The 15,929-nt window shown below is 35.3% G+C and carries 15 protein-coding genes; 14 read left to right on the top strand and 1 reads right to left on the bottom strand.

All coding sequences use genetic code 11. From position 1 onward, the window contains the following. Positions 1 to 418: 418 nt before the first annotated feature. A complete protein-coding gene (locus ACQR30_RS10375) occupies positions 419 to 1,711 on the bottom strand; it encodes a glycoside hydrolase family 28 protein (protein ID WP_429734745.1) in 1,293 nt (430 codons plus the stop codon). Between the two features lie 390 nt (positions 1,712 to 2,101). On the opposite strand from ACQR30_RS10375, the gene mgrA reads away from it, so the two are divergent. The 14 genes from mgrA to ACQR30_RS10305 all read left to right on the top strand — a co-directional run. Further along, positions 2,102 to 3,073, top strand: coding sequence for an L-glyceraldehyde 3-phosphate reductase (gene mgrA / locus ACQR30_RS10370; protein ID WP_429734743.1), 972 nt, complete (start codon positions 2,102 to 2,104; stop codon positions 3,071 to 3,073). A gap of 193 nt (positions 3,074 to 3,266) precedes the next feature. After that, positions 3,267 to 3,839: an RNA polymerase sigma factor gene (locus ACQR30_RS10365; RefSeq protein ID WP_429734739.1), complete on the top strand. Its 573-nt coding sequence runs from the start codon at positions 3,267 to 3,269 to the stop codon at positions 3,837 to 3,839. Next, positions 3,823 to 5,169: an outer membrane beta-barrel protein gene (locus tag ACQR30_RS10360; RefSeq protein WP_429734736.1), complete on the top strand. Its 1,347-nt coding sequence runs from the start codon at positions 3,823 to 3,825 to the stop codon at positions 5,167 to 5,169. The genes ACQR30_RS10365 and ACQR30_RS10360 overlap by 17 nt, the downstream gene beginning before the upstream one ends. 72 nt (positions 5,170 to 5,241) lie before the next feature. After that, positions 5,242 to 5,661, top strand: coding sequence for an OB-fold protein (locus tag ACQR30_RS10355; protein ID WP_429734734.1), 420 nt, complete (start codon positions 5,242 to 5,244; stop codon positions 5,659 to 5,661). 713 nt (positions 5,662 to 6,374) lie between these two features. After that, on the top strand, positions 6,375 to 6,779 hold the full coding sequence (locus ACQR30_RS10350; RefSeq protein WP_429734732.1) for a hypothetical protein: 405 nt from the start codon (positions 6,375 to 6,377) through the stop codon (positions 6,777 to 6,779). A 33-nt stretch (positions 6,780 to 6,812) separates the two neighbouring features. Next, on the top strand, positions 6,813 to 7,358 hold the full coding sequence (locus ACQR30_RS10345; protein WP_429734730.1) for a YceI family protein: 546 nt from the start codon (positions 6,813 to 6,815) through the stop codon (positions 7,356 to 7,358). A gap of 5 nt (positions 7,359 to 7,363) precedes the next feature. Continuing rightward, a complete protein-coding gene (locus ACQR30_RS10340) occupies positions 7,364 to 8,290 on the top strand; it encodes a DUF5777 family beta-barrel protein (RefSeq protein WP_429734728.1) in 927 nt (308 codons plus the stop codon). A 210-nt stretch (positions 8,291 to 8,500) separates the two neighbouring features. Then, positions 8,501 to 9,100 carry a YceI family protein gene (locus ACQR30_RS10335; RefSeq protein WP_429734726.1) on the top strand — a complete coding sequence of 200 codons (600 nt, stop codon included), beginning with the start codon at positions 8,501 to 8,503 and terminating at the stop codon, positions 9,098 to 9,100. A 133-nt stretch (positions 9,101 to 9,233) separates the two neighbouring features. Continuing rightward, positions 9,234 to 10,157: a hypothetical protein gene (locus ACQR30_RS10330; RefSeq protein WP_429734724.1), complete on the top strand. Its 924-nt coding sequence runs from the start codon at positions 9,234 to 9,236 to the stop codon at positions 10,155 to 10,157. Beyond that, positions 10,154 to 11,629: a B12-binding domain-containing radical SAM protein gene (locus tag ACQR30_RS10325; RefSeq protein ID WP_429734721.1), complete on the top strand. Its 1,476-nt coding sequence runs from the start codon at positions 10,154 to 10,156 to the stop codon at positions 11,627 to 11,629. The genes ACQR30_RS10330 and ACQR30_RS10325 overlap by 4 nt, the downstream gene beginning before the upstream one ends. An 8-nt stretch (positions 11,630 to 11,637) precedes the next feature. Next, complete coding sequence (locus tag ACQR30_RS10320) at positions 11,638 to 12,435, top strand: class I SAM-dependent methyltransferase (RefSeq protein WP_429734719.1); 798 nt, start codon at positions 11,638 to 11,640, stop codon at positions 12,433 to 12,435. A gap of 20 nt (positions 12,436 to 12,455) precedes the next feature. Continuing rightward, positions 12,456 to 13,352: a hypothetical protein gene (locus ACQR30_RS10315; protein ID WP_429734717.1), complete on the top strand. Its 897-nt coding sequence runs from the start codon at positions 12,456 to 12,458 to the stop codon at positions 13,350 to 13,352. Beyond that, the gene (locus ACQR30_RS10310; protein WP_429734715.1) at positions 13,342 to 14,793 is read left to right on the top strand and encodes a lipopolysaccharide biosynthesis protein; all 1,452 of its coding nucleotides are present in this window, start codon (positions 13,342 to 13,344) and stop codon (positions 14,791 to 14,793) included. Before ACQR30_RS10315 ends, ACQR30_RS10310 begins: the two co-directional genes overlap by 11 nt. A 173-nt stretch (positions 14,794 to 14,966) precedes the next feature. Further along, positions 14,967 to 15,929, top strand: a 963-nt coding sequence (locus tag ACQR30_RS10305; protein ID WP_429734747.1) for an O-antigen ligase family protein, incomplete at its 3' end; no start/stop codon positions are given.

Here is a 15,929-nt window from a genome sequence, read left to right as displayed (position 1 = left end):
ATAGATTTTCTTATCCCGATGGCATAAAAATGGGACAAGCTGCGGGTTACCATAGAGAAGTTTGTATTGATTCCCTATTCTTTGATAAGAGCGGTAATATAATTCCAGTTAAGGCTACATTAACAGGTATTAAACCCGTCAAAATCCATTAATTTATTTCACCTATAACTGCTCTGCCTCCTTCACTCATAAAAAATGAAGCGGTGGCGAGATTGGACGAGGTAGACGGGTTCTTTTGCACTTCTCAATGAACACATAGTAAAAAGATGTGACCCTGATAGCAAATATGGAGGCATTCTTATGAGATCATCGTGAATAACTATTAATATTTTGGCATTGGTGGACTAAAACAAATTGTTTCATTAATTCGTGAATCTTGTAATACTTTAAATTAAATGCAAAAATAAGTTGACAAGTTTTACTTATTCATTTCAGTATGGGTAGTGGCCAATTTGTTTTTACCTGCACTGGTAATGATATCGCAATTTTCAAACTGAACATTTTTTGCAAAGAAAATACCAAAAGGTCTATCTGCTGTGATATTTACATTCTGAAAAAGTATATTCGTCACCGGTGCCTCTGGTAAGCCCCAGATTAGACCTGCGCGTTTTCCAGGCGCCACCGTAGCGGTAATATTCTGGAAAATAAAATTGCGATAAATGGGTGTCTTATCTGTAATCGTGGCTGCCGGATATGTTTCTGCTATTTCGGGAGTGATTCTTTCCAGATCTCTATATTCCTTCTCTTTTGCCATATAAGAACCGTACATCAAAATCGGAATGCCTACGTTAGTCATTTTCAAGTTCTTATAAGTCATGTTTTGCACGATACCCCCTCTGTCTCTATCGGACTTTATACGAATACCGCAATCTGTATTAGTGAACGTGCAATTTTCAACTGTTATATTAGATACGCCTCCCCGGGTACCACTGCCAATAGAAACGCCGTGCCCGTTGCCGTAATGACAATTATTAATCAGAACATCTGATGTGCCGCCGCCGCAAGTATAATCATCGTCGCCAGTACTGATATTACAATTCTCGATTAATATATGGTGTCCGGAAACATCACAGGCATCGGTATTATGGCTTGGATCTACCGGATCGGTAGAAGAGGGAGCATGCACTGTAACACCATTAACGGTTACATTTTCTGAACCACTTATAGCAATGTGAAACATCGGAGAATTCAGCAGGGTAACATCTTCAATCAAAATCTTATCGCAATGATTAAAAGCAATCATTCTGGGCCGATGATAATTGCCCTTCATTTTGGCATAAGGCCACCAGGGACTTCCTTGACCATCGATAGTCCCTTTTCCGGTAATCGCAATATCATGCAAACTTTTACCGGTAATAAAACTAGTTCCTTCATTTAACCCTCCCGGATATCTGTTTATAGGCAAAAAACGAAGAATAGCCGCCGCATCTATTTGTAAATCCAGATTATTATCGAATTGCAAGGGCCCGCATAAATAAGTCCCTTCGGGTATCTCTACCTTTCCACCACCTGCTTTCTCGGCTGCATCTATAGCCTGCTGGATAGCAAGCGTATTATCAGTTTGATTATCGCTAACAGCGCCAAACGATTTTATGTTAAATATTTTGTTTGGAATAGATGGCAGTGTTGGAGCAACATAATCTGATTGAGCTGCTGCAGTTTGAAGAACAAAAAATGCCAATCCACAAAATAGAAGATGTTTCGATTTCATTACTAAAGTTTAGTATAAATAGTTTTTAAAGTTCTTTGCGTCCACAAGATATTGGCAACTAAGTTAAGGACTTTCTAGTTGAACACAATAATATTTTCAGGCTTCTTGAAAGAAGATGCAGGAATATAGTTGACCCGTAAAATCATCTTTATAAATAAATTTCAAACTAATATTAAATCTAAGAAGCAATTAATAATGTAATTTCACAACCAATTGTTGAGGAGGTACACACTTAATAAATTTTAAAACATGAATTATAAATCCAAGGCATTGCCAGGGCAGAGGGACAGAACAATGATGGCGTAGCGTAAATATCGATGATGGAATAAATAATAAGTTAGGTATAGGTAGTTAGCAATAATAGATTCGCTTAAACAAAATAAAAATAATATGGATAAATATACCACTATGCAGTACCGTCGCTGCGGGAGGTCGGGCTTGAAACTGCCGGCAGTTTCTTTAGGCCTTTGGCACAATTTCGGTTTAGTAGATGTGTATGAAAATTTTAGGAAGACGCTACATACAGCATTTGACAATGGTATTACACATTTTGATTTGGCAAATAATTACGGACCGCCGCCTGGTAGTGCCGAAGAGAACTTTGGCAAACTTCTGCATCACGATTTTGCTCAACATCGCGATGAAATGATTATTTCCTCCAAAGCTGGTTATACAATGTGGGACGGCCCTTATGGTGATTGGGGCTCAAAAAAATATCTGGTCGCCAGCCTAGATCAAAGCCTGCGAAGAATGGGATTGGAGTATGTAGATATCTTTTATCACCATCGCCCTGATCCGCAAACACCCCTGTACGAAACAATGTCTGCGCTTGACCTAATCGTGCGCCAAGGGAAAGCTTTGTACGTGGGTATTTCTAATTACAAACCAAAAGAAGCGGCCGAGGCATTTAAAATTTTGAAAGAGTTAGGTACACCATGTCTTATTCATCAACCCAAATATTCGATGTACGAAAGATGGGTAGAAGACGGCTTGTTGGATATGTTGGAAACGGAAGGCGTTGGATGTATTCCTTTTTCTCCTTTAGCTCAGGGGCTTTTGACTAATAAATATCTACATGGTATTCCCGAAGATTCGCGTGCAGCAAAAGAGCATGGCTTTCTAAAAAAAGATGCCATTACCGAAGGTCGTGTAACGCAGTTAAGGAAACTAAATGCTATTGCTGAAAATCGTGAACAATCCTTGGCACAAATGGCATTAAGTTGGATTTTGAAGGATTCAAGAATAACCTCCGTGTTAGTAGGAGCTAGTAGTTCAGCGCAGTTACTAGATTCACTGAAATGTTTGAATAATTTACATTTTGATAAAGATACTTTGCAAGAAATTGAGAAAACACTGCAATAAATAATTAATATTACATTTAAAACCAATGTTTTAGATTGTATATTGGAAAAAGATTTGTTGGGCCAGCTAATAAATAAAAAAAAGTATAAAATTATTTTTATTTGTAGCAACCTTTTTCCCTGATCTATTGTATATAAGTTGTAGTATATGTGTTATTTTATCACAAAACAGAGATTTAGGTATAATATTCAAGATGGAATATCAATTATCACTCATTCTGAGCGGTTGCAAGCAAGATAGTCCTGCCTGGCAGAAAGTTTTGTATGAAAAATATTATGGTTATGCGGTATCCATATGTATGCGCTATTCGGCGAATAATGAAGATACTATTGAAATAATGAATGATGGATTTGTCAAGATTTTTAGATCGATATCAAGATTTATAGAGCCGGAGGATGAAAATATATTACAAAAGGTTTTCATGAGTTGGTTCAAAACCATTATGGTAAATACAGGAATCAATCATTCCAAAGCATTAGCAAGAAAGATATCTTGGACTGTGACGGACGAAAAGATGAATAATATCTCTTCTGATAATGGAAGAGTCAGCGAGGACAAAATGGCTTACGATGAATTAATAAATCTAATTCGAAAATTAAGCCCTGCATATAGAAATACTTTTAGTTTATATGCATTGGATGGGTATACACATGAAGAAATATCCCGAATATTAGGAATTTCTATAGGCACGTCCAAGTCAAATTTACTTAAGGCAAGAAAAAATTTGCGCAAAATGTTAGAGAAAAATCATGCCGAAAAAATTTAAAGACATGAACGATGAAGAGTTGGACAAACTTTTCCGGGAATCCATGGAGAATTTCACTCCTCCTCACGCACCCGAAGAAGCATGGGATAACTTTTTCGATCATAAGCTTTCGCCCCGAAAGGACAGAAAAAAGAACCGTTTTCAATATATTGGAAAATTATTCCCAAGCCGTGCAACACGTTCATGGCAACTCCTATCAATGTTTGCCATAATCGCTTTTGTTTGCATTTGGTTGGGGTTGGAAAAATTTGGAAATAAAAGTAATATTCTTAAGAATCAGATTGTTGTGTCAACAAAGAATGAGCAAAATAAGAATGATTCAAATCTCCAAAACAATAGTCGTCAAAACGAATTTTCTCAAATGGAGGATAGCTCAAATTCTGCTTCTGGCTTGGCCTTGAAGGAAAAGGGAATAATTATTTACCCAAATGAAAATGCAAACAATCTGAGTTCTAATGATGCAGATAAAGAAATAAATAAAACCGCCATTAATACTAGTCCTGAATTTAAGAATGATCTGGCGCCCAATTTCTTAAATCCACTCGGCATTTTGGATCCGAAGGATTCCAATAAGGCCAATAGGCCGGAAGATCAAAAAAAATATGCAAAAAACGATATAAACAGAACTGCAGACAGCTCGAAAAAAGCAATAATTCTTCCTTATTTATCTAACAAACCCATAGCCCCACTTAAGGATAATCGTGAATTTGCAATGAATGATGATGATAATAAGAATAGGAATAATAACACTAACTGGCAAGTAGGCGTAGTCGGCGGCTCGAATTTAAGCATTATAAAAGGAAATGTTTCTCAGAGTCCAGGTCTAAATACCGGTGTGATTTTACAAAGACGTATTAATAAATCCAGATTTTCTCTTCAAACAGGCATAGTAAGAGAATCTATGAATTATGCTGTCGATAATAATAACTTTCACCCCGACGGCAAAGATATTTCATCCGAAGTGTCCAATATTACTGGTTCATGCACAATGGTGGATGTTCCAGTAAATGTTCGTTATGATATCGTTCAAAGTAAGAAGAATAGTGCCTTTGTGAGTACGGGTGTGTCTGCTACCTGGATGGTCGATCAGAGCTATAATTATGCGTACGCAAAAAGTGATGGGAGCTCCGCACAAATTAATAAAGATGTAACCGGTCAAGGCAAAAATGTATATGCAGTTACCAACGTTTCTTTGGGATATGAATATCATTTTAATAAGATGGCATTAGAGGTGGCACCATATGTAAAAATTCCTTTAGGAAATATAGGATATGGAAACTTAAGCCTTGGAAGTGTGGGGGCACAAATATCAATTAAGCAAAGTTTTTAATTAAACAAATTAAATATTTGCCATACAGCGGATTAGTAGTTAATAGAAATCAGATAACAAAACATCTATTTTATGAAACGAAAAAGAGCATTTTTAACCGTCGTGATAATCATTTTTCTGCTCGGAATGATCGGTGCTACTTGGGGCTGGATAGCCTACCACAAAACAAGACCCATGCTTAGTTCTATAAAAGCAGATGCGAAAATTACATCGGAAGAATTATATTCCGCTTTCAGTACGAATGAAAACAATGCCAATAAATTATATTTAAATAAAATTGTCGAAGTAAGCGGTAGTATTGCTTCTGTACAACAAGATAAAACTCAAACGACTATTGAACTTCAAGCAGGCAATGACGCACTGGGGGGAATAAATTGCGCAATGCGCAACGTGGATAATTCTGCCATTAAGGGGCAGACAATAAAAATAAAAGGTAGATGCATTGGTTTCTTAATGGATGTAAATCTGGTGGATGCCGTTATTGTAAAATAAATACGATTTTGATTACCCACATTCAGCTGTTGAATTAAGAGGAATCCAGTTGCATCTCAAATGTTTTTAGTCCGATTTTTAAATGTATCAAGTGCAGGTAGTAATATTTTGCGACTATTTTTATCGCCTTATCTAAATGACCATTAGGATAAATCGTCAATCATACATACTGGCCTCCATAAATATCTAAACGAATGCCATCGTTTTTTCAGTCTCCGTTCTTCTCGTCTATGGTGAAAGAAAGTTATCTCAAATTTAAAAGACAAAAGTAACTCTTGACGAAACAACAAATATTACATCAATATTTTGACAGTGAAACGCGTGTTGAAACGATTAAAATACTTTGAAGACTATCTCCATATAACTATTTTGCTGTTTTTTTTAATGACTGTATCCATTCAAGCAAATTAAATTATACAAAGCCTTAGAATTTGTTTTCTACCAAGGCAACCATTTCCTCCACCAGGTTGTTTTAATAACTAATAGTAACAATGAATTGAGAATGCATTTGTTTTCTATATCTATTAAATGTCTTAAATATTGCTGCTCAAAACATTTAAAAAAGTTGCCCATTTTAGTCAGTCATACAGTGCAAAAAAATGACGGTTTTGCTATGAGACTGAACAAAAGCAAAAGACGGGGACAAAAGTTTTTATAAGATGTAAGATTAATAGATTTCTTTATTTCTAAATGAAAAATATTTTGACATGATCATGAATAAATTTTTTGCTATAAGTATTGTTTTGTTTTTGGTGATTGTAATGGGTGCAGTCTTAAACAGTTGTTCCAAAGCCAATGAGGCTGCACTCAAACAAAAAGCCGGTATTACAGGTTCCAACTGCGATACCATAAACATGAAATATCAATCGGATATTTTGCCCATTCTTACTTCGCAATGCTATAGTTGCCACAGTGCGCAAACCTATCAGACATCTGGATCGGGGCTAAACTATCAAGATTTTAATACATTAAAATCTGAGATAAATAATGGCAATTTACTTAATGCAATTCAACATACGGGAAATGTAACTCCTATGCCACTTAATCTTCCCCAGCTTTCGGATTGCGAGATTAATAAGATTAAAGATTGGATTAATAATGGAAGTCTAAATAATTGATACAATTTCTCCATTACAACAAATTCTACATAAATGAAAAAATGGATATTATGCTTATTTGTCATTGCAATAAGCCATTCGTTAAGCGCACAAAAATATTTCACGAAAAACGGGGAAATCAGTTTTACTTCTAAGACGCCCATAGAAACAATTCACGCAGAAAACAAACAAGTTCTCGCAGTCATTGATGAGGCAACCAAACAAATTGCCCTGAACCTTTTGATAAAAGGATTTTTATTCGACAAACAATTAATGCAAGATCATTTCAATGAAGAAGTAATTGAAAGTGACAAATATCCTAAGGCCAATTTTATAGGCAAGATTACAGATAATATTGATTTATCAAAGCCGGGGAAATATCATGTACGTATTTCAGGACAGCTATCCATGAATGGGATTACAAAGCCCTTATACACAGAGGCCGACATAGAAATTTCAGCGGGAAAGTTGAAAGCAGCCTGCAATTTTAAAATACCTTTTGAAGACTATAACATCAAAATACCTTCGGTCCTTCGAAATAACATTTCGAAAACGATCTCCGTATTAGTAAACATTGATTGCAATCCCATGAATAAATGATTCCTATGAATAGAAAAATAATTATGTTTGCTCTGTCGCTGATTGTGACAACAAATGGCCTATTTGCTCAAGATAGTACGAATAATTTGATGAACCTCTTAAATGATTCTATCTTTCAGCAGCAAAATGTAGACAATAAGGTTCGGTCTATTTTTAAAGCAACTCAATTCGTTAATTTAGTAACAGTAGAACAACCCGGAAAAAACAATCTTCAATTTATCATCTTGCACCGTTTTGGGCAATTAAACGATGGTCCTTATCAATTATTCGGTTTAGACAATGCAACCATTCGTTTCGGTTTAGATTATGGTTTGTCGGACAGACTTGCCGTAGGCATTGGGAGAAGTTCATTTGATAAAGTATTTGATGCATCATTAAAATACAAATTATTTTATCAGACGAAAAATAAGATGCCATTTGCAATAAGTTTGTATGAACTTGCAACAACCCAAACCTTGAAGGCGACAACAGACCAGCCTTATATGAATTTCAAGTATAGAACATCCTACACTTCACAATTATTAATAGCACGAAAATTCACGGAAGCCTTGTCTTTAGAAGTAGTACCTTCCTGGGTACATTTCAACCTTGTCCCGACAGCGGAAGATAAAAACGATATCTTTCTTGTAAGCGTCGGAGGACGTATGAAGATTACGAAAAGAATGAGTATTATCGCTGAGTATAATTACCTACCAATCAATTCTTTGCCATCAGAAGGAGTGCACTCGTCATTAGGTTTAGGATTAGATATTGAAACCGGCGGACATGTATTTCAGTTTGTTTTCAGCAATTCTCAGGGAATGGTTGGCCCGTATTATCTCACGCAGAATACGGGAACATGGCGCAAAAGCAATATTTATTTTGGCTTCAACATTTCTAGAGCTTTTGGTTGGGAGAAAAAGGATAAAAAGAAAAACGAAGGCATCAAATAAATGAAACGTAATCAAGCTTTTTGATGATCTTTTTTTAAAGGATTAGGAGTAAAGTACACTATGCCCTTTAAAAGATGTCCCCAAAAACTCTGCGAAAAAAATCATTCATTTCCAATATCCGCCTGATGAACGACTGCTGATAATCAAATCGTCTTATAGGATGCTTATAAACGGTGTCGTGGTTTATACAACAAAAAATGTACACTCTTTATGAAAATTTTATTTATCATTTTTTTCATTTTCATATCTTCTGCAATTTTTCGCAATCAAGTTAACGCACAAGAAAAAGAGCGCTATGCAATCGCCAATAACTATATAATAACAATCGATGGGAGCTCCAATTTGCACGATTGGAGCGAAACCGTGAGCAAAGTTACAGGCAAAAGCATCGTAACGAAAAATAAGGACGGAAGTATAGACGTCGATTCACTATATATGATTATGGATGTACATTCCATCAAAAGTCCGGCGGGCAAAATGATGGTAACCAAAACGTATAATGCTTTAAAAGCCGACTATTATCCATCTATCACTTTTTCTCTTGAGCTGCCTTTGAAAATGATCGAATTTAATGCCAGGGGAACGATTATAAACACCTTAGGTAGACTTACAATCGCTGGTGTAACAAAGCAGGTAAAGATTTCAGGGAGAATTTATGAAACTAATCACGATATATTTATATTGGAAGGAACTCTACCGGTAAGACTAAGTGATTATAATATTCAACCCCCAACTGCAATGCTTGGAATATTAAAAGTCAATAACAACATAACTGTTCTTTACAAGACCCCCTTTAAAACAATTAATTAAAAAGTACGAATATTTACCGCCGGCATTATAGCGAGAAAACATCTGAAAAGTTTATATCGAAAGGCAACCTAAATTACCGTTCTGTTGTTTTATATAATATAGACATTTTTTCATTCTGCGTAAAAAATTTTCTATGGATAATTCTCAGGCAACAGTTCCTTTTTACGGGATTTCAAAAATTGACAACTACTCCGCCAATGCAGCAGAAGTACTTGAATTACTTAGGTATTTTAGTTTCTTTAGACACCCGGTTAAAATTGACGAATTATATAAATTATCACCCGATGCCATAAGTATAGAAGCGATTAAAGACATATTGGAAAAAATGATGGCTAATGGGATAATTCGGTGTATTGGGGAATATTATTTATTGAATTCCGATACAAATGAAAACATTAAAAAACGCATTCAAGGAGAGAAATTAGCCGAAAAGGTGATTCCTAAAGCAAAAAGGGTTGGGCATTTTATTGCTTTATTTCCTTTTGTAAGATTTGTAGGCATCTCCGGTTCTTTATCTAAAAATTATGCAGATGAAAAAACCGATTATGACTTTTTCATTATTACGGCAAACAATACACTCTGGATATGCAGGACCGTTCTGCATATTTTAAAAAAAATCAGTTTTATTATTGGGAGGCAGCATTCTTTGTGTATGAACTATTTTATAGATGAACATCATTTGAAGATAGCCGAAAAGAATATATTTACACGGATAGAATTAAGCACGCTTATACCTGTTTATAATAATGATTTATACAGAACATTTTTATTAAGAAATCAATTAAATCTTCCCAACATAACGCATCTCGGTCTAGATTTCGAAGGCGCTGTGCAATACAACCTGATGAAATTGAATAAAAGTAATCAATTCTGGAAACCGTTGAATATTTTCCTCATGAAGCTTACTGATTCCAAATGGAGGACTAAATGGACTAAGCGTGGATATCCTATGGAGGATTACGACTTAGCAATGAAAACAACACTTTATGTGTCCAAGAATCATCCTAAGAATTATCAGAAAAAAATTCTTGAGCAATTACAAAAGAAAGAAAGTTGAAAATCTTATTTAGTCATTCCTACTTTATGCGGTTCGATCCGAAACAGATGTCACAGGCGCAGCCGTATCCTCCATTAGGAACCATACTTGCCGCCGCTTTATTGAGGGAGAATAGCTATGATGTAAAGCTATTTGATACGATGTTTGCAAGAGCTCCGGAAGAGATTATAACAACACTGAAATCATATCAACCAGATGTATTTGTTATTTATGACGACGGATTCAATTATTTAACAAAGATGTGTCTTAGTAATATGCGTGACGCAGCCTTCTTAATGCAACAATATGCAAAGGCATACGGTTGCAAAGTCATTGTTACAAGCTCAGACGCAGCAGATAATTATGAGAAATACTTAAATAATAGCGCAGACTTCGTAATCAGAGGTGAAGCAGAATATGCGTTGTTAGAAACAATACAATCAATACATAAATGCGAAGATTCAATTAAAAAAATTAAGGGATTAATTTACAAATCGGATGACAATATTATTGAAAAAAATAAGCCGAGGGCTATCTCAAGGCATTTAGATGAGCTGCCTTTACCTGCTTGGGATTTGATAGATATTGATCCGTACAGAGAAGTTTGGTTGAAGAATCACGGATATTTTTCTATCAATATTGCCACGACGCGAGGCTGTCCTTACAAGTGCAATTGGTGTGCGAAGCCTATATACGGAAACAGCTATAATATGCGAAGCCCCGAAAAGGTGGTGGAAGAAGTCATATTATTGAAGCAAATGTATAATATGGACCATATTTGGTTCTGCGACGACATCTTCGGGTTGAAACGTAGTTGGGTGAAGGAATTTTCTGAATTTATCAATGCTTCAAATGCAAAGACCAGTTTTAAAATTCAGTCAAGAGCGGACCTACTGGTACAAGAACAATATGTCGCAGATCTTGCAGCTGCAGGCTGCAAAGAAGTTTGGATGGGAGCGGAAAGTGGTTCTCAAAGAATTCTGGATGCAATGGATAAGGGCACTACTATTGAAGAAATTAAAAATGCAAGAATATTGTTGAAACAATACAATATACGTGCAGCATTCTTTATTCAGTATGGATATTTAAATGAAACAATCGAAGACATTAATAAAACTATTTGTTTAATCCAAGAAACAATGCCCGACGATATTGGTATATCAGTTTCTTATCCGTTGCCGGGAACCAAATTTTACGATAAAGTACAACAAGACATGGTAATGAAAAAAAACTGGACTGACTCAGACGATCTAGCGCTGCTGTATTCCAATACGTATGATAGCTCTTTTTACAAAAAACTGCATCGATATACGCATTATACTTTTCGGTTGCAAAAACTGAAAGCGAAAGGTGGCTTCTCTGTACGTAAAATAGTTGGGATAATGAAGTATTCATTTCTCAAGCGCAAATTTAAGAGAGAATTACGCTTTTATACACTGCGGATAGCAAAAGAAGTGGTCAATAACGCTAATCCTTACATAGAATTAAATTGATTTACCTGATGAACAATGATCAACTAATAAGCAAAGCATTTTCTTCACAATCTTTTGTGTTTGATAAGCTGAACGAGGAAAATAAACTGACCGGGCATTTACGTGATATTTACCGAAAAGAAATCATCAGCCAATCACTTCCTGACTATCAATTTCTGGAATTGAATTGCGGCACCGGCATCGATAGCATTTATTTAGCGAGGAAAGGATTCACACTACTTTCTACAGACAATTCGTCTGGAATGATTGACGTATTAAATTCAAAAATTAGAAACCGTGAGTTAGAAAATAATATTCAAACACAGCTTTGCTCTTTTAATGAATTGTATAAACTGGGCGATAGAAAGTTCAATTATATCATCTCTAACTTTGGAGGGTTGAATTGTACAAAAGATTTGGGCGAAGTATTGACACAACTGAAAAGATTATTAAAGGAAAACGGCAAAACGACTTTGGTTATCATGCCCATGGTTTCACCTTGGGAATTACTGCTGATTTTAAAAGGAGATTTAAAAACCGCTTTCAGGAGATTTGGAAAGCACACAAAAGCACACATCGAGGGAGTGCATTTCTCCATATATTATTACAGCCCATCCTATATCATCCGGCGATTAAAAAAAGACTTTGACGTACTCACTTTAAAAGGGATATACTTTGCGGTTCCGCCAGAATTCTATCAGGGATTCGTAGAAAGGTATCCGCGCACATACAGTTTTTTGCAACATATAGAAAAACAATTGAGCAATTATTTTCCTTTCAATCGTTGTTGTGATCACTATTTAATCACACTTCAAAAGAAAAAATAGAATATTATTATACCCAAAATATGGAGCACTCCGACGACCCACATGATGAATTGACCATAGAAGAATTTAACCGGCAGCTAAAAGGCTTTTTTTCTTTTCTGAAACACCTATGCATTTTATATTTCAGAGGAATAAAAAAATATAAGGTTGCCATATTTATTGCAACATTCATTATAGTCGCCATTGGCGGTTATTTCATCTTTAATCCAATAAAAAAATATGAGGCAACAGCTTCCTTTACTTACAATGACCTGACTCGAAAATTGTTTGGGGAAATGATTGACCACGCCAATGACTTGGTCTATTCGCATTCCTATGAACAACTTAAGGAGATAACCGGACTGTCGTTGAGCGAAATAAAATCTTTTCAAAAAATAGAAGCTACAAATATTTATGGTAGCCCGTTATCTGATGACATGTCGGAAAATAAGGAAAAGACATTTTATATTTCCGTAATAGCATCGGACGCGAAAGTTTTTGACAGTTTGGGTACGGCGTTGGAAGGTTTTTTGAATAAAAATATTTCCGTTCAGCAAATCTTACACCGCAGAGCTAACGAATTTAAAGCGGGAATTGCCTATAGAAAAAAGGAATTACAAATGCTCGACTCTTTGGCACAGGCATATACAAAAAGTCTCAACAAGTCGAGCTCATCAATAGTTTCAGCAAATACAAATCAATTCAATCCTACCTTAATATTTGATAAAGGGGAAAAGATTACACAAGAAATTGTCGATATGCAATCGTTTCTTAATGATCAAAGGGTAGTAAAAATGCAAGACCCTTTTCTTGTCGGCAAAAGATCCGCTTATTTATCTGTATACAAAATTGTATCAGTATGCGTCGCAGCGTTTATCATCATAAGTATATTAATTATTTTTATTTCGAATCTATTTTCAAACAAAAATGGCGCGTAATAAAAACATCGATAATACCCTTTGCAACCTGGCGGATATCTTTTTATATCCGTTGTTATTCTTTGTAAGTACATCATTTTTTATTCGTCATCTCGGACAATCCCAATTTGGCATTTGGATGTTGATCAATACAATTGTTGTCTCCCTGCAATTGTTCAACTTTGGCATAGGAAGTACAGTGCTCAAAAATATCGCACTGTATGCTGCCCAGAAAAAACATCGAGAGCAAATAAGAGTCGTTAATAATGCACTCAGTATGACAATTTTGTTATTTACATTCTGCTGTGTTATTGGATTTACCGGATTTTGCTTTGTTGCTTACAGAAATCTTTTCCATATCACTACCAATCTCAGATTGCTGTGCGCTAAATGTTTTATTCTTGCCGGGTTCATCGTCGGAATAAAATTCTTCGAACAGATATTTACCAATTATTTCAAAGCATTAGAAAAATATAACATCGCTGCTATGCTCGGAAGTGGTAATCGTCTATGCACTTTGACTTTGAACCTTTTTTTACTTTATTTTCTTTCTATTAATATTATCTGGATATTGGTTATAATGATCATCGTAAACATTTTTTTTGCGATTTTGGGGTTTGTTTTGATGTATAGAAATTTGAGAGGTTATCAATTCTCCTTCAATCTTAAAATTCCAAAACATGAAGCTTCCTTCGCACTCATTACATGGCTGCAATCTCTCGCCATCATCATTACATTTCAGTCAGATCGGTATTTAATTGTGAGTTATTTTGGGCTCATTGCTTTAAGCTATTATGCGTTAATAGCTACGATGTTCAATCACCTGCATATGTGCTTTAATGCGATAATGCCATGGCTCTCTCCGAAATTTACAAAGCTGTATGCCCAAAGAAAAAATAGTAATGAACTCTATTTAGCAGCACGGAACGTAGTAACAGGCATTTCTGTGCTTCTATTGATTATTTTATATCTAGTCTATCCATATATCTTCAAAATAATACTTGGTGCGCAAACCGCTCACGAAGTGAAAAATTATACGAAATATTTTATAGTATTTGAATTGTTTTTTGTTCTGAATATTGTACCCACATACTATTTCAACGCTGTGGGACATGAACGCATTTACCTTTATTATACAATCTTTTTTTCCGCACTCACATTGTGTTGTATGTTTATTTCAATACATGTTTTCCACTCAACAATTTCGGTCTTATATGGCCTGATAGCTGCTTGTGCGATAAGTATGTATGTATTACGAATGATACTTTCAAAGATTTTGTCAGGTAGTTATGATCCTATATCGTGCGCAGTGCAAATATTTCCTTCAATATTAATAGGAACATTTATCGTTTGCGAAAATGGGCTAGTTAAAGGCTTTTGTATCATTTTGGCGATTGCTACTTTGTATTTCACAAATGTGCATGGGCATAGAGAAAAATTTATAATGCTGGTCAACTCCTAAGAATGCAAATTTCAAATAAAATGATATTGTCCATTGCGATTATATATCTGTTCTTTAACAGTGTATTATTGCCGCAGGGCTTGTATTATACCACCTTGCTTTCACCATTCTTTTTTGTCTATATAATAAGGGAAAACGGCCTAAAATATTGTTTATATTTTTTTATTGTGACGATGATATTCGCATTGCTGCAAATTTGGAGTGTAGAACATTTATACAATTATCTCACTTCATTTCTTTTACTGCAGGCGTTGGCCGCATTTGTCATTGCCGCGTATATTTATTTGAAGAACCATAGCGAATTGAGCAGTATCTTTAAAACAGTTGCGAGCCTCAATATCGTCTTTTTAATTATCGCACTTGTCATTCTACCGATTTTTGCTGTCCGTTCAGAGATGTGGTATTTAATTTCAATAAGTCCCAACGTTCCTTTAACGCCTCGCTTAAAAATGTTCACATTTGAAGCTTCTTATTATTCCTTCATTATCACGCCGATTGTTGGCTATTACCTCCTAAAAAAAATATTGCTACGAAGCCATTATAATATTCTGTTCATTTCGCTTTGCGTTTCATTGGTTCTAAGTTTTTCACTTGGTGTTATAGCTACCATAATTATCAGTTTAATGATAATTATGACAATGAATTGGAATGAGTTGAGAAATAAAGTAAACTACAATATCCTCTCATTGGGCATTATTCTATTCGTTGTCGCAATGCTAAGCCTATATGCCTTCTATTCACACAATCCTTTATTTGAGAGATTGCGAAATATTTATAATGGTGAAGATACTTCTGCACGCGGCCGCACTTATGAGGCTTTTCACATTGCCTGGAATGTTGCTAAGATGAAATCATTGGTATTCGGTTGCGGGCTTGGGCAATTAAAATATATAGGAAGAGATTTTGTTGATTATTATTACTCATATTCTAAAATACCGACCACCATTCGTATTCCGAATGCAGTTGCAGAAACTCTTTGTGTATATGGCATTACGGGTATAGTTGCACGTTTGTCACTCATAATCTTTTTGTTTAGACAGGCCAAAGTGTGGAATAATTATTATCGTCAATTTTTGTTTTGGTTTGTTTTCATCTATCAATTTTCCGGGAGCTATCTTTTCAATCCGGCGGAATAT

This window comes from Arachidicoccus sp. (assembly GCF_050436765.1).
In the GTDB taxonomy this organism is placed as follows: Bacteria; Bacteroidota; Bacteroidia; order Chitinophagales; family Chitinophagaceae; genus Arachidicoccus.
Note: the sequence above shows the minus strand (reverse complement) of the source record. Positions and strands in the feature narration are given on the sequence as shown.

Coding starts and splice junctions, on each gene's coding strand:
- ACQR30_RS10375 (WP_429734745.1), bottom strand. CDS start 1,711: ATGAAATCGAAACATCTTCTATTTTGTGGATTGGCATTTTTTGTTCTT.
- mgrA (WP_429734743.1), top strand. CDS start 2,102: ATGGATAAATATACCACTATGCAGTACCGTCGCTGCGGGAGGTCGGGC.
- ACQR30_RS10365 (WP_429734739.1), top strand. CDS start 3,267: ATGGAATATCAATTATCACTCATTCTGAGCGGTTGCAAGCAAGATAGT.
- ACQR30_RS10360 (WP_429734736.1), top strand. CDS start 3,823: ATGCCGAAAAAATTTAAAGACATGAACGATGAAGAGTTGGACAAACTT.
- ACQR30_RS10355 (WP_429734734.1), top strand. CDS start 5,242: ATGAAACGAAAAAGAGCATTTTTAACCGTCGTGATAATCATTTTTCTG.
- ACQR30_RS10350 (WP_429734732.1), top strand. CDS start 6,375: ATGAATAAATTTTTTGCTATAAGTATTGTTTTGTTTTTGGTGATTGTA.
- ACQR30_RS10345 (WP_429734730.1), top strand. CDS start 6,813: ATGAAAAAATGGATATTATGCTTATTTGTCATTGCAATAAGCCATTCG.
- ACQR30_RS10340 (WP_429734728.1), top strand. CDS start 7,364: ATGAATAGAAAAATAATTATGTTTGCTCTGTCGCTGATTGTGACAACA.
- ACQR30_RS10335 (WP_429734726.1), top strand. CDS start 8,501: ATGAAAATTTTATTTATCATTTTTTTCATTTTCATATCTTCTGCAATT.
- ACQR30_RS10330 (WP_429734724.1), top strand. CDS start 9,234: ATGGATAATTCTCAGGCAACAGTTCCTTTTTACGGGATTTCAAAAATT.
- ACQR30_RS10320 (WP_429734719.1), top strand. CDS start 11,638: ATGAACAATGATCAACTAATAAGCAAAGCATTTTCTTCACAATCTTTT.
- ACQR30_RS10315 (WP_429734717.1), top strand. CDS start 12,456: ATGGAGCACTCCGACGACCCACATGATGAATTGACCATAGAAGAATTT.
- ACQR30_RS10310 (WP_429734715.1), top strand. CDS start 13,342: ATGGCGCGTAATAAAAACATCGATAATACCCTTTGCAACCTGGCGGAT.